Origin of the sequence: Lachnoclostridium sp., assembly GCF_031997925.1 — a bacterium.
Classification (GTDB): domain Bacteria; phylum Bacillota; class Clostridia; order Lachnospirales; family Lachnospiraceae; genus Lachnoclostridium.
Window position 1 is genome coordinate 1 of the sequence record NZ_DAMADT010000029.1, and the last position, 21,377, is coordinate 21,377.

Consider the following 21,377-nt stretch of genomic DNA (forward strand, 5'->3'; position numbering starts at 1 on the left):
TCTCTTCCGCAACCACATTCCATTTCTCTTCTGCCACATTCCATTTCTTTTCTGCCACATTCCATTTCTCTTCTGCAACCATGATCCATTTCTTTCATGCAACCATGATCCATTTCTTTCATGCAACCATGGTCCATTTCTTTTCTGCCACATTCCATTTCTTTTCTGCAACCATGGTCCATTTCTTTTTTACAACCACGCTCCATTTCCCTGGTACTTTCGCATCCCATCTCTCTTCTACGGCTACCATCGTGGCGCATACCAATTCCAGTTCCAAATCCTGAATTCATCATAGGACGATTAGACATAGAACGTCCCGAACTGTAATTCATCGCTTTCACCTGGTTATTACTATTCGTAGAGTTTCTGTTTCTTTTTCTGTTATTCATAACTACTCCTTAAATGGATAAATACAATATATCTTATTCTCGAAGGTGTAAAAGTGTTATTCTTTCTTCCTTAAATCCTCATAATTTTCAAAGAACGTCTAAATACAAGCAATTATTTTAAACTTTTAACCTAGTATTACATACAAATTTCAACATCAAGCATAAATTATATAGTAAATAAGAATTGGAGGTTTATATGGTAAATCAAGAATACTGTGAACTTACCAAAAAAGAAATTCTGTCAATTCTAAAACATACAAAATGGTGTCACTTAGGGATTTCTGATTGCGATCAACCCTATATCGTTCCAATGTATTTCTCCTTTGAACCAAAAGGGAATCATATCTGCTTTTCGTTACTAAGTTTGCGTAATGGACAAAAGATGCTTTATATGGAACATAATCAGAAAGTATGTTTAGAATTCGAACTACAAAGAGAAAATTATTTTTTTAGTATTATTGTATATGGCACTGTTACAATATGTCCTCCTACTTATAAAAACTCTCTCCTTGAAGTAACGTCAACTCAAGTAACAGGGCGTTGTTATATGTTATATTAACAAAGAGCTTTGTCACTCTTACAAAGTGGCGCCGCTTTATCCCCAGATTTCTATCTTGAGAGCAAAGGTACTTTGTGCACTAAACCCACATGTGCATCCCTTGGTGATTTTTTAATTTATGACATGAAAAAGCAGAGATGAATAGCTTTTATAGTGAGGAATCAAGCTCCTATAAAATTTTATTCATCCCTGCTCTTACCAGTTGCTCATATTTTTATTATACATTCAGTATATATGCATCAGGTACATAAAAGGTACAAGCTGTACCAAATTTCATTGATTTATCGGTATTAGAATCTAAATTAATTTAAATTTTTAATTATTGAGTCTTTTTTATATATTAGGTAAGTATAAAAAATCCTTAATGCAATATGTTACTTTTCTTTTAGCTCTTTCGATATTAAAATGAAAAATCCGCATATTTTCACTTCAATTACTGCATACTACCACCATATTGCAATAAATTCATTGCAGCTTGACTACTTGCAAATTATAAAAAGGAGAAGTTATAATGTCTATCATAAAAGTAATTTTGGCTTCTTTTGCCTCTATCGTTGCGTTATTTTTCTTATGTAAGCTTATTGGTTATCGGCAGATGTCTCAAATGAGTTTATTTGATTACATCAATGGGATTACCATCGGCTCCATTGCTGCAGAAATGGCTACAGAACTTGAAAATCCGATCTATCCATTGGTAGCGATGATTATATATAGTATTGTTGGCGTAGCATTATCAATTGGAACAGATAAGTGGCTTGGTTTTTCTCGTTTTGTGAATGGTTATCCTCTTGTACTACTAGATAACGACAAACTATATTATGAAAATTTTAAAAAAGCGAAAATTGATATAGAAGAATTTCAGATACAGTGCCGTAGCAGTGGTTATTTTGACATTAATACGATACAGACAGCCCTTCTTGAACCAAACGGTACCGTGAGTATCCTTCCTAAAGCTCCCCATAAACCAGCTAGCCCAAAAGATCTTAATATAAAAGTACCACAAGAGTACATGGTATTTAACTTAGTTCTTGATGGAATTATGATTGTCTCTAATCTAAAAATTCTTACTCTTGATGAAGCCTGGCTTATCAATCAGCTTAAGTCTCAGGGATATAATGATTATCATGAGCTTTTATTAGTTACTTGTAATCATAAACACGAAATTACTGTTTACAAGCGTTACAAAAAAGATCATGCATCATAAGGTTGCCAGGAATTATAATTAAGGATACAGGATAGTTTCAAATAAAATGGAATATTCCTTTGAGAAACAAATTTCTTTTCATAGGAATATTCCATTTGATTTATTTATTGCTCTTTTATTTATCTATTTATCTAATATTTGCCCCTTCTTTATTTGGGTGAAGACCGTCTTCTTGGTAAAAGCTCTGAATATCATTTCCAGTAATCTCGCGAAATGCTTGGTGCACATCAATCATGTAAACCAAGATAAGTACCTGTGGATTTGACTCTTTAATCGAATCAATAATCTCTTGATAAAAAATTGGAAACTCCTTATGGTATGCTATCAGAATATAATTTTCTTCTTGTATCGGAAGAATATCGTTCATCCCACCCTTTTTACATCCATGGTATTCTCCTTACTTTATCTTACTCGATACAGTTTACTTTCATGAGGTTGTAACGATACACTAACCCTATCGCTTACCATTCCAATATCTTCTCCCTTCCATAAGTCCCTAAGCAAAACATTATGAAGCTCTAATTCTTCTAGATAAACTGTGACATTTCTAATGCAATCACTTAAATTGAATAACGCCAAATATTTACTTCCATCGATATCCTCACTAGTCCATATTGCTTCATTTTGATTCCGAGTAATCTGTCTCGCTCCAAAAGAATGCTTATTCATGCGAAGGACTTCTTTATTGGTTAATAAGGATAACGTCCAATCATCATTTTTTCTAAGTTCAGCTCCGAGAATTAGCGGTGATCGAAATATACTCCATAGTGTAAGCATCGTCTGTTGCTCTTCTTTCGTAAAATTTGTCCAATGACCAATTCCATCTATAGTAATGCATATGTGACCAAGAGGTAGCATATCACAATCTGGAAAACAACCTGGAGAAACATGCTTTTGCCATATCTCACAATAAGTAAACATCTCTTTTAATAAATCCCAGCGATCCCAAAAATCATCCGTAATTCTCCACATATTTGCATTCCTTGATAAATGCCAGGATTTCTGAATCACCGCCGCTCCTGGAGATAGGCTAAGAACCATCGGTCTTCCACAATCGTCGATTGCCTTACGAATCATTTCAATCTCTTTCTCCGCGGAATATGGATTATTCGGATAAGCATTCGTGTTACAGATATCGTCAACCTTCACATAATCAACACCCCATGAGGCATACAGAGCAAAGATGGAATTATAATATTCCTGTGCACCTTTTTTGGTTGCATCGACACCATACATATCACTGTTCCATTTACAGATGGAGGAAGAATGAGCAATTTGATCACAAGTAATTTCTTTCATACCATAGACAGGTAGTTGAGAAATTTATCCATATACTCTGCATTACCAAGTAAGTCTGCTTCCGTGATGGCAGGGCCATAGCAATCCCAACTGTTCCACCCCATTGGTGGCGTTAATGCTACATAGTCTTTTTTTAGCACTTTGATACCCCCTCTTTCTATTGTATAAAAACGTACTATTAATTGGTAAAATCTTCTACATATTAAGAAGTATACACCTAGCATTCGACTATGCCAAGAGTAAATGACTATCTAAAATGTGGAAGTATTTTATCATACCAAAGCACATAAACTCACATTCTGTCGAGCCGTGAATACTATATTACTAGAGAGCTAAGAAAATTTCCGCTTGCTCCGCTTATAACGAAAGGAGTTAAGAGTGAACGATTTTTTAATCTTTTACTCAGAAAGTTTGTGTCTGCGCTGCATCCACAAACTTATTATGCGTAAAAAGCAGCGCAGAAATGAGGTTTAAATGAATCAAACTGGACGTGGAGACCAAGACTTTGGGAATTGTGATTGTGACTGTGAATGCAGAGAACATTTCCAAAAGGATGAGTGTTGCGAAGATAACTGTGATTGGGAAGACTATGATCGAAATAACTGTGGTAAAGATCGCTTTGGGGACGGTCGTTTTGATGACGATCGTTTTTGGGATGATCGTTTTGATGACGGTCGTTTTGATGACGGTCGTTTTGGGGATGGTCGTTTTGGGGACGGTCGTTTTGGGGATGGTCGTTTTGGGGATGGTCGTTTTGGGGACGGTCGTTTTGGGGACGGTCGTTTTGGGGATGATCGTTTTGATGACGATCGTTTTGATGACGGTCGTTTTGGGGACGGTCGTTTTGGGGACGGTCGCTTTGGGGACGGTCGTTTTGGGGACGGTCGCTTTGGGGACGGTCGTTTTGGGAACGGTCGTTTTGGGGACGGTCGTTTTGGAAACGGTCGTTTTGATGACGATCGATTTGGCCGAAGAGAATGTGACTGTAATAGAAAGGGTGATAAAGACATCGAATGCAAACGACCTCATCGACCACCTTGCCCATGCTGTAAACATAAACATCCGAGATAGATGTCTGCATAAAGAATATTAAGACAAGATGAAACGATTTTTAATCTTTCACTTAGTAAGCTTAAGTATGCGTTGCATTCATAACCTTGATGTTACACTTTGTCTTGCTAGCAAGACAAAGATGGGCGTAGATATAAGGGTATAACCGAAAATATTAATATGTAGCATATCTATTTAGTAAAGGAGGGGATTACCCCTCCTTTACTCATTCATTACAAGAAAAAATTTTAATTAAGCGTACTTTTTTGTTCATACTATTTTATTTACCAACTTCTTAATAATGAATCACTTATCAATTCCCATTTTTCCTACTCTTTACCCAATGCATGCATAACGATAAATCCTACCACAGCACATGGAATACACCAAATCCACTCTAAACCATTTGGAACCCCTGGGAATATCTCTGCCACTGACCCTATCATAAACCCAAGAATTATTAAATAGGTTGGCCTTGGATACTTATTCATTGCTTTCTCTAGTAGCCTTGTGGTTAATAAAATACCAAGAATTCCACCAATTCCTAACGGTATCAAATAAGGGAGATAGACTCTTGAGATAGAGTCCATCGTATTTTGATACATCCCCATAACTAAAAGCATATAGGATACACTAATTCCCGGCAAAATTAGAGCAACTGCTACAAAGATACCTGCTGCAATCAATAATAATATTTCCCTTAGTCCTACGTTTAATGACACCGTAAACAAATTCTCTGGTAAACGTGCGATTCCAACAACCAATGCAATCCCGAATAATAGGTAGAAAACTGTACTGAAGGATAATTTACTGACATCGGCCTTTTTTATTATAAATGGAATTCCACCAGCCACAGCGCCTAAAAAGAAATATAAGGTTGGCATAGGGTATTTCTCAATGAGCGCAAGGATTGGTTTAGCAATGACAACCATCCCAAGAAGTGCACCAAGTACAAACGGAATTAGTACTTTCAGTGCTTTCTTCGGATGTTGAAAAAAATTACTAACTGATGTTATTAATGAATCATATATTCCAAGAAGCATAGCCATTGTACCCCCACTTACTCCTGGTACAAGCATAGAACCCCCGACTATAACTCCTTTTCCTCCATCTCTTACGACACTTTTCACGAATCTTGTCTCGTTTTCCTGCCCGGATTCTTGTTTCTGATTCTCCATAACCTACCTCCTAAATCATTTACTTTTCCTATTATGAAAATTTTCCTTAATTGAGTATGTTGTAATGTAACTTTACTTTCTTTTTATATTTTTACAGTATGAATAGAGTTTATTCTTAACATTATATTAGTAGACAAGATTTTTTATCCAAATGGATTTATCTATACGTCTACCGTACCAATTATCAAGAAAAAAGAGGGTACAATTAAACTTATCCATATAAAAGTCCATAACTTTTTAGGATTCTTTTGATTGTACCCTCACTTAGCTTAAATTTTATTTATTATCTTTTTCTCTTTTCCCACATAGTCCAAAGTACTCCAGCCACACATATAGAGGAATAGCAACCACTAATTAGGCCAAAGAACATCGGTAAGGTAAACACCTTAATGGAGTCGATACGAAAGATAACAGAAGCAATTAACATAGTTAAAACACAAACCGCAGTTGTAATTGAAGTATTAACAGAACGATGTAATGTCTGTGTATTACTTTCATTCACTAACTCTACCATATCTTGCTTTGGATTCTTTTTACGATTCTCTCTGACACGGTCATATATAACAATGGTATCATTAATCGAATAACCGATAATAGTTAATACTACTGCAACAAAAGCATCATTTATTGGAATTCCAAATATAACAAAGACGAAAAATACGGTGAAAATATCATGTACAAGAGCTAGTGTAGCAGTGATACCTGATGCAAGACCTGCAAAACGTATCCACACATAGATAACGATGAAGACAATGGAAAACGCTACTGCCATTACAGCATTCTTTAATGCCTTTGCACCGATATATGGCTCCACAACATAAGTTTGAGCAAGCGTTGCATTCAAATCATCAGAAATTCCTTTCACTGCACCCGTGATTTTTTCTTGTTCTGCAACATTTAAACCACTTGTACCAGCTAAAGTTATGATAACACTACTGGAATCGGTGATTGTATCTTTTGTTATTTGAACAGTAGTCGGGCGATTCGTAACCTCTGATACTTTAGAACGAACTGTATCTGTATCAACATTTCCAGTAATGGAATACTCAAGAACCGCACCACCGGTAAACTGAGTATCCAGATGAACTCCCTTTACAATGATACCAGCGATACCAACGATAAAAATAATACTAGAGATAATTAAGAATATCCATTTGCTCTGATAAATTCTTAATGGTTTTCTCTCTTTTGTTTCACGGAAATATTTTTGTTCATTAAATCGATCCATTTCAAGGAAGGATAACAATATAGTCTTTGATAAAAATACACCAACTAAAACATTGACGAGCATACCAATTAAAAGCGTATAACCAAAGCTTAACATTGCTCCTGATCCAAAAATCATCAAGATAATTGCAACTGCAGCTGTTGTTACGTTTCCATCTAATACAGATGAAAATGCATTCTTATATCCATTATTAACTGCTGAACGATAAGTTACACCCTTTTTCAGTTCTTCTGAGACACGTTCCGCTATAATAATATTAGCATCTACTGCCATACCAACTGAAAGTATAATACCTGCGATACCTGGTAATGTGAGGGTATATTGTGGTACTGAGATTGCAAGTAACTGTAGCACCATTTGTAAAATAAGTACTAAACATGCTACAAAACCTGGCAACTTATACATACCAATCATGAAAATACAAACAAATGCAAATGCAATTGCTCCTGCAACTAACATAACATTAAGCGCATTGTTACCAAGGGTAGGGCTAATAGTACGGAAGCTTGAAGTTGTCAAAGAAAATGGTAATGCTCCTGCATTAATTTTATCAGACAAATTTTTTGCCTCTTCAAAAGTCTTTATATTCTGAATAACTGCTTTGCCACCGGAAATTTTACTATTTACATAAGGGGATGAGATTAAATCCTTATCCATGTAAATACTCATTTGTTTGCCAATTAGCTTTCCTGTCGCTTCTTCGAATAACTTTGCCCCTTCCTGATCGAAAATCAATTCTACGACATTATCTGTAGTAACGTTATTAGTCCTACGCGCTGCTGAACTACTAACAATATGCTTTCCATCAATTAAGATATTTCCCTGTGGATCACGAAAACTAAGTTGTGCCATTTCACCAATTTCTTGGATTGCCTGTTCTGGATTATAGTTTTTCTCATCTGATTTCCATGGGAAACGAACAATAATGTAACCACCGTCTTTATCAACTGTTACCTCTCGGTCCGTAATGTGCTTATTATCTAGTCGAATATTAATAATATTTCTAGCACTTTCTAGTTCTGCAGCAGTTGCTGGTCTATCTAGCCCTTGTGGCTCAAAGATTGCTTCCACACCACCACGAATATCAATACCAAAACGCATCTTTTGAACACTTTTAAAACTATCTCCTAGGCCGAAAATTGCTAATAAAACAAAGAGAAAAATAACCGCTACACACGTAAAGAGTGTACTTTTTCCATGACGAATTCTTTTCGTCGACTTTTTCTTATTGGATGAAAATGTATCCTTATTTGACATAACATACCTCACTTAATATAATTTTTTCATTCTGTAATATCGTTAATTTATCTTTCTCCCCGTCCACTTTATGAATATACGATATCATATCTAATGAAAGATTTGGGATTCCAAATAATTTTTGATTGATCCTAAGCTTACAATGTAGATTAATTATAATAAATATTGCAAAACACAGAAAAAGGCTTGTCCCAAAATCTAGAAGTTTCTTTTGACTCAAATCATTTTCAAAGCATATTTCATTGTTTTGAAGTTCAGATTTGATATTCTTTGATTTATTAAAATCGTTTGTTTTATTAAGCTCTTTCGATTCATCAAAATTCTTAAATTTATTGAATTCTTTTGATTTATCGAATTCCTTTGCATTACTGATTTTTATATTATTTAACTCTGTCTTATCTAGATCTTTCGAATTATCTATCGTTTCCGATAAGCCAGTATTAATCACGAAGTAATTTGCGCCCAAAAAAAAGGATATGAACTACCATAAGGAGCAAATATCCCACTGATCAGGAAGAATACTATTAAGACTGATGCCGTTATCTTATGTAATTGAAACATTCCCACGCCTCCCATTACAAACTTCCAAATATATACTGCAAATATAGCACTTTTTTTACTTTTGGACAATCCTTCTTACCTATCCTTAGCATAATCTTAACATTAGGGAAGCTCATGAAAGAATGATTTCAATGATGGAATATAACATGTTCTCACGAAATTAATAACTTCTTATTCTATCATTGCTATCGTCTGTTGTCTTATCAATTGCCTTGATTATAACATAGTAACCATAATCGTCTCTTACTTTAACATAAACTCTATCCTCTACTTTATGACCTAGAATAGCTTTCCCAAGAGGAGATTCAATGCTAATTAGTCCATGCAAAGAATTCTCTCGTACAGTTGTACTCAACTTATATTTCTCGATTTCATCCTCTTCCTCAAAGTAAATAGAAACCGTATTATTAATCCCTACTTCCTCTTCTGAGGAATGGTCTTCTATAACCTCCGCTGTCTTTATCATTCTTTCAAGATAACGGATTCTACTTTCATTCTTGTTCTTATCTTTTTTCGCAGCATAATACTCAAAATTCTCGCTTAAATCACCATGTGCCCTAGCTTCCTTCACTGCTTCGATCGCTTCTTTGCGAACTGTAAGTTTACGGTATTCAATTTCCTCCTGCATTTTATCAATATCACTTTTTGTTAGTCTATTATACATATTAATGCCTTTCCATAGCCTGCAAACTTTTTAGGATAATGCAACATCAAGTATCATCATAATTAAAAATCCTAGTGAAAACCCAATGGTTGCTATATTGGAATGCTCTCCAGTAGATGCTTCTGGTAATAATTCCTCTACTACAACATAAATCATAGCACCTGCTGCAAATGCAAGAAGATATGGTAATATCGGTACAATAAAACTTGATAATAAAATTGTAATAGCTGCTGCGATTGGCTCTACAATACCTGATGCCATTCCATAAGCAAATGCTTTACTCTTACTGCTTCCTTCACTCCTTAATGGAAGTGGTATAATAGCCCCTTCAGGGAAATTTTGAATTGCGATACCGATTGCTAAGACTAGAGCCCCTGCCAATGTGATATCACTTTGATTGGTATAAAGTCCAGCAAATACAACACCAACAGCCATTCCCTCCGGAATATTATGAAGTGTTACTGCAAGGACAAGCATTGTAGTCTTCTGTAATGAGCTTTTTCTACCCTCTGGTACCATACTATTTAAGTGCAAATGAGGAATAATGTGATCCATCAATAGTAAGAATAAGATTCCTACCACAAATCCTACTGCTGCCGGTAAAAATGCGAAACGCCCCATACCTTCTGACATATCAATTGCTGGGATTAAAAGTGACCATACAGATGCTGCCACCATGACACCAGACGCAAAACCTAACAAAGATTTTTGCACAAGTGGCTTTAATTCATTCTTTAAAAAGAATACACACGCTGCTCCGAGCGTTGTTCCTAAAAAAGGTATTAAAATACCAAGTGTAATATACATACACTCACTCCTCTCAAGTATTTCCTAATTTTATAATTGAAGTATTTGTTGTTCGATACTTCTTTTCTCGTTTCTAAGTGATGCTAACAATGCCTCCACCTTGCTGCAATATCTAGATAATTCATCAACATTAGATGAAAGCTTGTCTCGAACGCTCCAATCAGTGAATATATTATCAAATGCGATATCAAAAAATCGAGTGCTGCCATCAATATGATTTATATTAGAATCGAAGGCAGTCTTAACATCTTTTAGTTCTTTATTCATTCGATCTGTTGCAGATTGCAGTTGTGAAATACTTGCTGCTGCATTATCTATTTTATCATATTTTATAAGGTCAGAAACTAATCCCCCTTTAAAAAAAGTATCATAGGTAGCCCATGACTTAGCACTTTTGTACTGTTCCATTGCATTTGACGCCAACTCAAACACTCTATGCGTTGCTGTGATTGCTTCTTCAAGCTCTTTTTTTTGTGAATATAGCTTCTTTCTAAGTTCTTCTTCTTTTTGGGCTATTTCCATTCCTTCCGGATAATTGTTACGAAGGTCTTGCTTTTTTCTTTTTATTTCTTGTTCTTTACGAAATATTTCATTCTGATAACGGTTAACTTCAGAATGTAAATCTTCAATCATAATATTAAACTCATCATATTTTGCTTTCGCAGCAATATATTCATTCGTTTCTTTCTCATATTCTTTTTGATAATTCCCAGATATCTTTTTTAGTAAAGTTCCTATTGAATTTTTCTCTAATTGCTTTACATCATAATGTTCTCGATATAAGTCATCCGTGTATTTCTCCAGCTCTTTCTTTTTTATCTCTATTACTTGCTCTTCTCTGAACTTTCTTTGTTTTAAAACCTGAACTTCTTGTTCTAATTGCATTATTTCATTGCATGCTTCTTGATAAGTCACAAAAAAACCTCCTTTGTAAATATTATCAAGATTAGTTTACCGTAAGTATTAGCTAATGTAAATAAGATATTCCATTATATTGCAGTTATCCTATATACGATATTTATAATATTAATAATCTTCTTTTAAAAATAGGTATATAAACCTTACTCATTACTCGCCTCTTTTACCATACTGTGCTACAATTATAATCATAAACTAATAAAATAGAAAATTATAACATAAATTTACGAAAGATTATAATATAACTAACGAAAGATTATAATATAAGCTAACATAACATAAGCTAACGAAAGACTATAAATAAACTACTAAGAATATAAAATAATCTAACAAAAGAATATAACATAATCTAACAAAGCTTCTACACATGAAACACAAGGTAAAAAAATTGTATAGAAAGCGGGATTCCTATGAGTTTAAAAACTAAGTTTTCAGATCTCTTAACCTCAATGCCACCCTTACCTGAATATCCTCGTCCACTTTTAAAACGCAGTAGTTATTATAACCTAAATGGTTATTGGGACTACGCTATTACGAAAAATAATAAGATGCCATCTACCTATGATGGTAAAATACTCGTACCGTTCTCACCAGAAAGTTCACTATCCGGTGTAAATAAGCAACTGAAACCTACAGAGTTTCTTTGGTATCACAGAGTACTTCATAACCCAAGAGTGAATAAAAACGATCGCGTCTTATTACAATTTGGTGCAGTTGATCAGACAGCAGATATCTATGTAAATGATTGTCATCTACTTTCCCATCAAGGTGGATATCTCCCTTTTAGTATTGACATTACTGACCAATTAATAACGGGAGAAAATTCTCTTGTTGTCATGGTTACAGATGTCAGTGATACCTCTTATCATGCTAGAGGTAAACAAAAGTTAGAGTGTAGCGGTATGTTTTATACCGCGCAAAGCGGAATATGGCAAACAGTATTTATGGAATGTGTTCCCTCTACCTATATTAAGAATCTTAAAATTACTCCTGATATCGATACGAACTCTGTTTCCTTTGAATTAACCATAGTAGGTAGTGACGATTTTTCCAATATGAAAGATAAAAATACAATCGCTATAAGTAAAGGTTCGGCAAATCCTAATAAAGGCAATCTAATAAAGAAAGAAATTCAAATTGAAGAAGATGTCTTAATAGAAGAGGATTTCTTAACAAAAGAAGATTTCTTAACAAAGGAAGATTTCTTAACAAAAGAGGATTTCTTAACAAAAGAGGATTTCTTAACAAAAGAGGATTTCTTCCATACTTCATTTACCATAACCTTACCAGAAGTACATTACTGGTCTCCAGAGAATCCGTATCTTTATGACATCTCCATAACCTACGGAAATGATGTTGTAGAGTCCTATTTTGCTATGCGAAAAATATCCATTGGTATGGATCAAAATAATATACTACGCTTATTTCTTAACAACAAACCTTATTTTCATAATGGATTACTAGACCAGGGATATTGGCCAGAAAGTTTATACACTCCTCCCTCTGATGAAGCGATGATTTACGACATTACGATGATAAAAGATCTTGGATTCAACATGCTAAGAAAACATGCTAAACTAGAGCCCTCTCGGTGGTATTATCACTGTGACCGGCTTGGGGTTTTGGTATGGCAAGACTTTGTAAATGGTGGTAGTTCCTATCGCTCCTGGTTTGTCACAATATTTCCAACTATATTCCCTCGCTTTGCTACCTTGATTAAGGATAATTCCTATCGGCTATTTTCTCGAACTGACGAGCCTGGAAAGGAAGATTATCTGTCTGATATGAAATGTACAGTGGAGTATCTTTATAATCATCCTAGCATTGTATTATGGGTTCCATTTAATGAGGGATGGGGTCAATTTGACAGTATAAAAATAACAGAATATTTAAAAACTCTTGATAACACTAGACTAATCGATTCTGCCAGCGGGTGGTTTGATCAAGGTTGCGGCGATGTTAGAAGCCTACACATCTACTTTACCCCAATGCGCTTTCGCCCCAGAAACAGAGCTCTCGTATTATCCGAATTTGGTGGATATACGCTACGTATTAAATCCCATACTTATAGTGAAACTACCTATGGTTATCGCCACTATAAAACAAAGCAGGCTTTAACAGATGCCATAGTATCCGTTTATGAAAAGAAGATTTTCCCAGGCATAGAAAAAGGGTTATGTGCTACGGTCTACACGCAACTCTCCGATATCGAGGAAGAAATTAACGGACTTATAACTTATGATCGAAAAGTTTTAAAGATAGAGAAGAAACGTATTCAAGAGATGAACCATCTTTGTATGAGGGAAGCTTCAAAAATGAGGAAACTTCAAAAATGAAGGGGACTTCAGAAACCACATGTATAAAACAAACGGAATATTCTATGGCAAAAATTAGTTTCCCATGGTAATATTCCGTTTGTATTTTTGTTCACAACAAGGAAAAGTTCACAAAGTGTACTTTTTCATGTTTTCAATATAGCAGTCTTATTAGTTCTTTAAGATCACTGTTTTAGCTTGTTCCAAAGCTTCTATTACCTTATCACACCAAAAATCAAATTCTTCGTCAAGTATCTGGCACTCTTTATGGGATAATACATACTCTATGGTTTCTGCTACTCCTTGATCGAAGCGTTTTGTCGCTACAAAATCAGGAACCAATCGTTTTAATTTTGTATTATTAAAAACTACTGAATTTGCCTTATCTCCAAGTAAGCTACCATTAAAATCATATTCACTGACAGCATCTAAAAAACTGGATGAAACATAATAGGGTTTAAACTCTACTGATAGACTATTCGCGATACACTGGTATATTTGATTCCAAGTCAATGTATCATCTGAAGTAATCTGTACACTTTCTCCTATTGCATGTATATTTCCCATTAAGCCAATAAAGCCTTTTGCAAAGTCACTATTATGTGTCATAGTCCAAAGTGATGTTCCGTCACCATGAATAATTACCTGTTTACCTTTTAACATTCGATCGATTACCTGATAACTTCCCTTTCTACCATGTACTCCTAGTGGAACTGATTTTTCATCATAAGTATGACTTGGACGTATAATCGTCACTGGAAAATTTTCTTCTCGATATAATTTCATTAAATATTCTTCGCAACGTATTTTGTTTCTCGAATACTCCCAATATGGGTTGGAAAGTGGTGTTCCTTCATCGATACGGTAATCAGATAATGGTTTTTGGTAAGCAGAAGCTGAACTTATAAATATGTATTGCTTTGTTTTTCCACGAAACAGTCGATAGTCTCTTTCCAACTGCTCTGGAACAAAGGCGATAAAATCTGCTACGACATCAAAATCTAAATCTTTAATTAATTCACTTACTTTCTCTTCCTCGTTAATGTCAGCAATAATTGTTTTAACGTTTATCGGTAAATCCATGTTGTGATTTCCTCGATTTAATACGTATAATTCACAATTTTGCTTTAATAACTCTTTTGAAATTGCCTGACTAATTATTCCCGTACCACCGATAAATAATACTTTCATGCCTAACCTCCTGTTTTACGCTATTTTCTGTTCTTAATTAATCCATAATGATCAGCAACAAACTTCTTTTCCATAAATATCATAACCGCCAGTTTCTGAATACACAAACTAAAACCGAAAATCTGGTACGAATCTCTTTGAATAGATTTCATCATTCTATCTCTCAGATTCAAACTAAACCATCTCCTTTAATATAGCATTTCATATAAAAATATGATAGAATGAATCCGAGTAAAAATCGTATAAATATATTCTTGTATGAGATTATGAAAAGTGGTATACATTTTTATAAATTTTAGAAAAGCGGTATAAATAAGTCGCTTAAGCGTCAGAATTGAGGAGCCTATGCAAGACCTTTTTGAAAAGAGTGATGTATTAAATGCACCTGTAGAAGCATTTTACTATCAGCCAAGAAACCGGATTTTTCGACTGTAGTCACTTAATCAAAGCGTTTAAAAAGGTGAAAGGCATTACTCCGAAGCAATACCGATTGTTTCATAAAGTAATCAAATAGTAATCGCTCTCATTCGTCATCGAGAAACTAATTTTACATCACAAATGGATTTTCTACACCTTTAGCATCCGATAACCTATACCTACATGAGTTTGAATGTATTGAGGCATCTGAGTATCTTTTTCTATCTTTTTTCTTAATGTTGCCATAAATACCCGCAGCGATGCCACATCATTATCCCAGGAACTGCCCCATATTTCTTTTGTAATATACGTATGAGTAAGTACCTTACCAACATTTTTTGCGAGCAGACAAAGCATCTTATATTCAATCGGAGTCAGATGAAGTTCATTTTCATCCAAATAGGCACATCCTGCTACATAGTCAATTTTTAAATCTCCATTCACAAATACAGAGGTCTCACCTTCTGAAATTGATTGAATGTAATTTAACCTTCGAAATGTTACACGAAGTCTTGCTAGTAGCTCATCTACCGAAAATGGTTTGGTTAGATAATCATCTGCTCCTGCATCCAGTGCTTCAATTTTATCTCCATCTTCACTCCGGGCACTAATTACGATGATCGGAACATTAGACCAAGAACGTATCTTTTTTATAACCTCCGTTCCATCCATATCCGGTAGTCCCAAATCAAGTAAAATCACTTCAGGATTATGTGAAATCGCCTCTATAATGGCGGTTTCTCCATTTACCGCTGTCTGATATTTATACTCGTGCATCTCAAGCGTAGTTTTAATTAAGTTCCGTACCGCTTGATCATCCTCAACAACTAATATAAGTGATTTATTCATGTAAGTTTACCTCCTCCGTTGGTATGGTGAAACGAAAAACCGTTCCCTTTGGGATATTATCATATACTGATATTTCTCCTCCATGTGCTGTAATGATTGATTTACATAGTGCAAGTCCTAGCCCCAAACTCCTTCTGCTATCTGCAACTGTTGTATTCGCAGTATAAAACATATCGAACACTTTGTCTTTGGCTTCTTTACTAAGTCCATTTCCATCGTCAGCAATTTCAAATATAATATACGGCTTTTCTTTTTTTACTGTCAGAATAATATGGGAACCCGCTGGGGTATACTTTATTGCATTATCGATTATATTAATGATGACTTGTATGATAAGTCTGGCATCCATTTTCGCAAGAAGTATCTCTTCTTCTTGAATTACTTTAATGGTGTGCTTTGCACTTTTTCGGTTTATATATTGAAGAGCTTCTGTCATTACCTCCTCCACCAGTTCTGTTGTAAGCCTTAAACTCATTGTCCCGTCTTCGATGCGAGTTACAGAAAGTAAATTTTCCACAAGATTTATTAACCAAAGAGAATCATCATAAATATCATTGTAAAGATCTCGTTTCTTATCTACGGATAGCGTATCTTCATTTGAAAGTAAAACCCCCGCATTACCAGAGATACTAGTTAATGGTGTACGTAAATCATGGGAGATAGAGCGTAACAAATTGGCTCTTAATTGCTCATTCTTTGCAAGAACCTCCGCATCTTCTCGTTCCTTCCTAATTCTTTCATTCTCAAGTGCAAGCGCGCACTCCCCAAGAATAGATAAAACGATACTATGTTCGAAGACATCCAAGGACTCCCCATGCATCGCAATACCAAGAACTCCGTATACGTTTTCATTCACTCTCACTGCTAAATAAAAGCACTTTGCATTTCCTAGGGTATTGGTCGTCGCACCTGCATGTTTGTTATTTTTATATACCCACACAGCAACCGCTTTTTCATTCTCCGTATTGTAATTGCCATCCTCTACATCTTCTTTTGCAGGATATAGTATGGGCTCTTTCAGTCCTTTCGCATCAGCATCATAGTAAATAATGTCTCTTTGTAGTAGTTTTGTTAATTGGCTCGCTATAACAGAAATAATACCTTCCCTATTCTTTTGTTTTTGAATCAACTGATTCGTTTCTAACAAAATTTTGGTACGATATGCTGTCTGGGCAGCTTGCTTTGCATGCTGTTTTATTTTAACAGCTAAGGAGCTTGTAATGAAAGCTGATAAAAACATAATCAAAAATGTAGCTGGATATCCACCATCATAAGCACTTAGAGTATAACGAGGAATCGTAAAAAAGAAATTAAAAACCAATACGCTGACTACAGAGGAAACAAGACTATAACTTCTTTGTGTCGTCACTATTGCAGTAATTAATACACTTAAGATATAAACTGTAATAATATTTGCTTCACTGAACCCAAGTTCGTAGAATAAAAACCCAAGCATGGTGGCAAACGCTAATATTACAATACTTTTTATTACATCCGAGATTATAAAAGCATCTTTCTGCTTCTTAAATTTTTTTACCTTATATAAGACAGCGTCTTTATCGGGAATGATGTAAATATCCATATTTGGCGCAAGAATAGTTAACCTTTCCGTTAAAGAAGGTTTTCCAAAAAAATATTTCCGCTTAGCGTTATTTCTTCCAAGGACGATTTTCGATACTCCACTAATTCTAGCAAATTCTGAGATCTGCAATGCGATATCGTCTCCGTAGACGGTTTCAATCGTTGCTCCTAACTGCTGAGCAAGACGCATGTTATTTTTTAGACTTTTTTTATTTTCGTCACTTAGTACAGAGAAATCAGGTGTCTCAACAAAAAGAGCTGTAAAGCTTCCCTTAAACGCATTTGCCATTCTAGCGGCTGTTCTTATTATCTTACCGTTGGTAGGGGAGGAGGAAATACATACTAAAATATGTTCATCGGTAAAATACTCCGTTCCCTGTGCTATTCGTTGTTTATCAGATATTTTATTAACACGATCTGCACAGCGACGAAGAGCTATTTCTCGCATTGCAACTAGATTTTCCTCACTAAAAAAGTTCCCCAACGCTTTCTTTACCTGCGCTTCTCCATAAATCAACCCATTGTGAAGCCTTTCAATTAACTCCGTTGGTTCAATATCCACCAATTCCACCTGATCTGCATTGTCAAATACGTGATCTGGAATTCTTTCTCTGACCATGATTCCAGTAATTGAGGCTACAATATCATTTAAACTCTCTATATGTTGTACATTTACTGTAGTATAAACATCTATTCCTGCTTTCAAAAGTTCTTCTATGTCTTGATACCTTTTTATATGCCGGCAAGTATCAGCATTTGTATGCGCAAGTTCATCCACCAGTATAATACGAGGTTTTCTTCTGATTGCTGCATCCAAATCAAACTCTTTTAAAGTTATTCCTTTATGATTTACATCTCTTACTGGTATACACTCCAGACCTTCTAATAACTTAGCCGTTTGAGGGCGTTTATGCGGTTCCACATATCCTACCACGACATCTTGACCTTTACTCTTGGCAACATGTGCAGCTTCCAGCATTGTATATGTTTTACCTACTCCTGCTGCATAGCCAAAGAATATCTTTAACTGGCCTCTGGTATCATTTTTACCCTGGCTATAAAGACGTCTTAATAATTCATCTGGATTTGCTCGTTCCTCCTGCATATACTCCCTCCGATTCACCTTTAACCATTATGTTCTTGGTGTTAATCTCGAAATAATTCTACTTTAGATACCAAACCTTACTTTTAAACTTTTAACATTGACATTACTTTATTATCCCATCAATCATCAAATTAACTTCCAATACATTCACAGTTTCCTCGCCAAAGATTCCAAGGAACTTACCATCTGTGCATTTCTTTATAATATCCTTTACTTCTTGTTCTGTCATATTATTATTTTTTGCAAGTCTCTTGACTTGATAATTCGCTGCTGCAACCGAGATATGTGGATCCAATCCGCTACCGGAGCAGGTGACTAAGTCCACTGGAATTTTAGTATCACTCATTTCAGGATGGGCGATACGGATTTCTTCAACTCGTTCGAGGGCTAACTGTTTATACTCCTCGCTCACAGGGCTAAGATTCGATGGAACTGCATAAAGGAGAGGTGTCCCATCTTTCTCTTTAAATGTTGTCACATCAAGTTTCATAATTCTCCCCCACATATGACTATCCTCTGTATAATACTGACCTAATAACTCGCTCCCATACGTTTTTCCATTTGCTTCTATCATACTACCATTCGCCTGTTTCGAAAACATAATTTGTGCTAAACCGGTAACCAAAAGTGTATAAATACCTCCACAAACTACGGTAAACGCTACAAACAAACCAATGGATTTTAATAACAAACTTTTTGTTCCTTTCATAACATAACCTCCTGGCGTTACTGCACTAAACTAGATGTATTGCAACTAATACCATATCAATCAATTTGATAAAGACAAATGGTGTGATAATTCCCCCCACACCATAGATCAAAAGATTTCTGGACAGCAGTTTCCCTGCTGGTACTTCTCTATATTTCACACCCTTTAGCGCAAGTGGTATTAATGCAATAATAATTAATGCATTGTAAATAATTGCAGATAATACAGCACTTTCGGAAGAATGGAGTCCCATAATATTCAGTGCTCCAATTGACGGATATAGTCCCATAAATAATGCTGGAATAATCGCAAAGTATTTGGCTAGGTCATTCGCTATTGAAAATGTCGTAAGACTTCCCCTAGTCATTAGCAGCTGTTTTCCAATACGTACAATATCAATTAATTTTGTTGGGGAGGAGTCAAGATCGACCATATTCCCAGCTTCTTTTGCAGCTTGAGTTCCTGAATTCATAGCCACTGCTACATCTGCTTGAGCGAGTGCGGGAGCATCATTCGTACCATCTCCTGTCATAGCTACCAGATGACCTTTTGCTTGAAAATCACGAATCATGGACAGTTTTGCTTCTGGAGTCGCTTCTGCAAGAAAATCATCCACACCAGCTTCTGCTGCAATCGCCGCTGCTGTTAGTGGATTATCCCCTGTAATCATGATGGTTTTAATACCCATCCTTCTTAAATCAGAAAATTTTTCCTGAACCCCTTGTTTTATAATGTCTTTTAGATGAATAACACCTAGGACTTTAAAGTTCTTTGCAACTACTAATGGTGTACCACCTTGTTTTGAAATACTTTTTACTACCTCTTCACATTCCTTTGAGTAGTTACCACCATGACTTAAGACGTAATCTTTTACGGAGTCCGCAGCACCTTTTCTTATTTCAGTACCAGAATAATCAACACCGCTCATTCTAGTCTTCGCAGTAAATGGTACAAAGGTCATTGAAATATCAGAGAGATTTCTTCCCCTGATTCCAAATTGTTCCTTAGCTAGAATTACCACACTTCTACCTTCTGGAGTTTCATCCGCTAAGGAAGATAGCTGTGCTGCATCTGCAAGTTCCTTTGGAGAGACACCGTCCACTGGAATAAATTCATTAGCTTGACGATTTCCTAAGGTTATGGTTCCAGTTTTATCAAGCATTAGAATATCGACATCACCAGCCGCTTCTATCGCTCTACCACTCATTGCTAGAACATTCGCTTGATTTAGCCTACTCATACCTGCAATACCGATAGCTGAGAGTAATGCTCCAATCGTTGTTGGTGCCAAACACACCAGTAACGCAATCAGTGTTGTAATAGAGGTTGGGTTTACAATCCCCTCTAATTTTGCTGAAAATACAGAATAAGAATATAATGATAAGGTAACTAGAATAAATATAATGGATAATGCAATTAAGAAAATCTGGAGAGCAATCTCATTCGGGGTTTTCTTTCTTGCTGCACCTTCTACCATCGCAATCATTTTATCAAGAAAACTTTCTCCTGCTTCGTTCGTCACCACAACTACTATGTAGTCAGACAATACTGTGGTTCCACCCGTCACAGCACTTCTATCCCCTCCACTTTCACGAATCACCGGTGCTGATTCCCCTGTAATTGCACTTTCATCTACAGAGGCAGCCCCTTCCATTACTTCACCATCTGCTGGTATTTGCTCCCCTGCTTTCACAATAATAATATCACCCTTTTTTAAAGATGAGGAAGATACTTTTGTAATCTCATTTTTTTCTTCGGGAGATGGAATTTTATGAGCTTCTACATCTTTTTTGGCAGCTCTAAGTGAGTCCGCCTGAGCCTTGCCACGTCCTTCTGCGATTGCCTCTGCAAAGTTGGCAAACAGAACAGTAAACCATAAAATAATGGCTATTGCTAAGGTATACCCTACTGGTGCATCCTTCCATCCAAAAAAAGATGCCACCCAAAGGATACTGGTTAAGATTGCTGATATATAAACCAGTAACATAACAAAGTTTTGAGCTTGTGTTCGTGGATTTAACTTTATAAATGAATCTTTAATAGCTCTTACTATCATTTCTTTACTTGCAAGAACACTGTTTGATGATTTAATCATA

20 protein-coding genes and 1 pseudogene are annotated in these 21,377 nt (G+C 35.6%); 5 read left to right on the forward strand and 16 right to left on the reverse strand.

The genetic code is table 11. The features are described from left to right. A pseudogene (locus tag RTP52_RS15785) lies at positions 1-389 on the reverse strand (hypothetical protein); the annotation flags it as partial. A 196-nt stretch (positions 390-585) separates the two neighbouring features. Here RTP52_RS15785 and RTP52_RS15790 point away from each other — a divergent pair. Then, on the forward strand, positions 586-948 hold the full coding sequence (locus tag RTP52_RS15790; RefSeq protein ID WP_312107321.1) for a pyridoxamine 5'-phosphate oxidase family protein: 363 nt from the start codon (positions 586-588) through the stop codon (positions 946-948). A 511-nt stretch (positions 949-1,459) separates the two neighbouring features. After that, entirely contained in the window at positions 1,460-2,152 is a 693-nt protein-coding gene (locus RTP52_RS15795) for a DUF421 domain-containing protein (protein ID WP_312372415.1), read from the forward strand. A 127-nt stretch (positions 2,153-2,279) separates the two neighbouring features. Here the strand turns inward: RTP52_RS15795 and RTP52_RS15800 are convergent, their stop codons facing one another. Genes RTP52_RS15800 through RTP52_RS15810 form a run of 3 tightly spaced genes read right to left on the reverse strand, consistent with a single transcriptional unit; the run spans position 2,280 to position 3,591 of the window. Further along, complete coding sequence (locus RTP52_RS15800; protein WP_312372416.1) at positions 2,280-2,519, reverse strand: hypothetical protein; 240 nt, start codon at positions 2,517-2,519, stop codon at positions 2,280-2,282. A gap of 35 nt (positions 2,520-2,554) precedes the next feature. Then, positions 2,555-3,451: a glycoside hydrolase family 27 protein gene (locus RTP52_RS15805; RefSeq protein ID WP_312372417.1), complete on the reverse strand. Its 897-nt coding sequence runs from the start codon at positions 3,449-3,451 to the stop codon at positions 2,555-2,557. Beyond that, positions 3,448-3,591, reverse strand: coding sequence for a hypothetical protein (locus RTP52_RS15810; RefSeq protein ID WP_312372418.1), 144 nt, complete (start codon positions 3,589-3,591; stop codon positions 3,448-3,450). Before RTP52_RS15810 ends, RTP52_RS15805 begins: the two co-directional genes overlap by 4 nt. 365 nt (positions 3,592-3,956) lie before the next feature. On the opposite strand from RTP52_RS15810, the gene RTP52_RS15815 reads away from it, so the two are divergent. Next, positions 3,957-4,544 carry a hypothetical protein gene (locus RTP52_RS15815; RefSeq protein ID WP_312372419.1) on the forward strand — a complete coding sequence of 196 codons (588 nt, stop codon included), beginning with the start codon at positions 3,957-3,959 and terminating at the stop codon, positions 4,542-4,544. Between the two features lie 286 nt (positions 4,545-4,830). On the opposite strand, the gene RTP52_RS15820 is transcribed toward RTP52_RS15815, so the two are convergent. From RTP52_RS15820 to RTP52_RS15845, 6 genes are all read right to left on the reverse strand, one after another. Further along, positions 4,831-5,679 carry a DUF368 domain-containing protein gene (locus RTP52_RS15820; protein WP_312107294.1) on the reverse strand — a complete coding sequence of 283 codons (849 nt, stop codon included), beginning with the start codon at positions 5,677-5,679 and terminating at the stop codon, positions 4,831-4,833. A gap of 283 nt (positions 5,680-5,962) precedes the next feature. Beyond that, positions 5,963-8,164: a protein translocase subunit SecF gene (secF, locus tag RTP52_RS15825; protein ID WP_312107296.1), complete on the reverse strand. Its 2,202-nt coding sequence runs from the start codon at positions 8,162-8,164 to the stop codon at positions 5,963-5,965. Further along, on the reverse strand, positions 8,154-8,612 hold the full coding sequence (locus RTP52_RS15830) for a hypothetical protein (RefSeq protein ID WP_312372421.1): 459 nt from the start codon (positions 8,610-8,612) through the stop codon (positions 8,154-8,156). Before RTP52_RS15830 ends, secF begins: the two co-directional genes overlap by 11 nt. Before the next feature lie 273 nt (positions 8,613-8,885). After that, positions 8,886-9,389 (reverse strand): GreA/GreB family elongation factor, encoded by a 504-nt coding sequence (locus tag RTP52_RS15835; protein ID WP_312372423.1) that lies wholly within the window; start codon positions 9,387-9,389, stop codon positions 8,886-8,888. 30 nt (positions 9,390-9,419) lie between these two features. Beyond that, entirely contained in the window at positions 9,420-10,196 is a 777-nt protein-coding gene (locus RTP52_RS15840; RefSeq protein WP_312372425.1) for a ZIP family metal transporter, read from the reverse strand. 30 nt (positions 10,197-10,226) lie between these two features. Then, a complete protein-coding gene (locus tag RTP52_RS15845; RefSeq protein ID WP_312372426.1) occupies positions 10,227-11,111 on the reverse strand; it encodes a hypothetical protein in 885 nt (294 codons plus the stop codon). A gap of 413 nt (positions 11,112-11,524) precedes the next feature. On the opposite strand from RTP52_RS15845, the gene RTP52_RS15850 reads away from it, so the two are divergent. Then, the gene (locus RTP52_RS15850) at positions 11,525-13,450 is read left to right on the forward strand and encodes a glycoside hydrolase family 2 protein (protein WP_312372427.1); all 1,926 of its coding nucleotides are present in this window, start codon (positions 11,525-11,527) and stop codon (positions 13,448-13,450) included. A gap of 150 nt (positions 13,451-13,600) precedes the next feature. Here the strand turns inward: RTP52_RS15850 and RTP52_RS15855 are convergent, their stop codons facing one another. Together RTP52_RS15855 and RTP52_RS15860 are read right to left on the reverse strand one after the other, a co-directional pair. Next, a complete protein-coding gene (locus RTP52_RS15855) occupies positions 13,601-14,620 on the reverse strand; it encodes an SDR family oxidoreductase (protein WP_312372428.1) in 1,020 nt (339 codons plus the stop codon). 20 nt (positions 14,621-14,640) lie between these two features. Continuing rightward, entirely contained in the window at positions 14,641-14,793 is a 153-nt protein-coding gene (locus RTP52_RS15860; protein WP_312372429.1) for a hypothetical protein, read from the reverse strand. Between the two features lie 230 nt (positions 14,794-15,023). Here RTP52_RS15860 and RTP52_RS20445 point away from each other — a divergent pair, with 230 nt between their 5' ends. Further along, positions 15,024-15,134 carry an AraC family transcriptional regulator gene (locus tag RTP52_RS20445; protein ID WP_312372455.1) on the forward strand — a complete coding sequence of 37 codons (111 nt, stop codon included), beginning with the start codon at positions 15,024-15,026 and terminating at the stop codon, positions 15,132-15,134. A gap of 53 nt (positions 15,135-15,187) precedes the next feature. Here RTP52_RS20445 and RTP52_RS15870 read toward each other — a convergent pair whose 3' ends face one another. The 4 genes from RTP52_RS15870 to kdpB all read right to left on the reverse strand — a co-directional run bounded on the left by RTP52_RS15870 (position 15,188) and on the right by kdpB (position 21,376). Further along, the gene (locus RTP52_RS15870) at positions 15,188-15,886 is read right to left on the reverse strand and encodes a response regulator transcription factor (protein WP_312104247.1); all 699 of its coding nucleotides are present in this window, start codon (positions 15,884-15,886) and stop codon (positions 15,188-15,190) included. Beyond that, positions 15,879-18,572, reverse strand: a complete 2,694-nt coding sequence (locus RTP52_RS15875) for a sensor histidine kinase KdpD (RefSeq protein ID WP_312372430.1) — start codon at positions 18,570-18,572, stop codon at positions 15,879-15,881. Before RTP52_RS15875 ends, RTP52_RS15870 begins: the two co-directional genes overlap by 8 nt. A 103-nt stretch (positions 18,573-18,675) precedes the next feature. Further along, positions 18,676-19,281 (reverse strand): K(+)-transporting ATPase subunit C, encoded by a 606-nt coding sequence (gene kdpC / locus RTP52_RS15880; protein WP_312372432.1) that lies wholly within the window; start codon positions 19,279-19,281, stop codon positions 18,676-18,678. 25 nt (positions 19,282-19,306) lie between these two features. Then, on the reverse strand, positions 19,307-21,376 hold the full coding sequence (kdpB, locus tag RTP52_RS15885; RefSeq protein WP_312372433.1) for a potassium-transporting ATPase subunit KdpB: 2,070 nt from the start codon (positions 21,374-21,376) through the stop codon (positions 19,307-19,309). Position 21,377 lies beyond the last annotated feature (1 nt).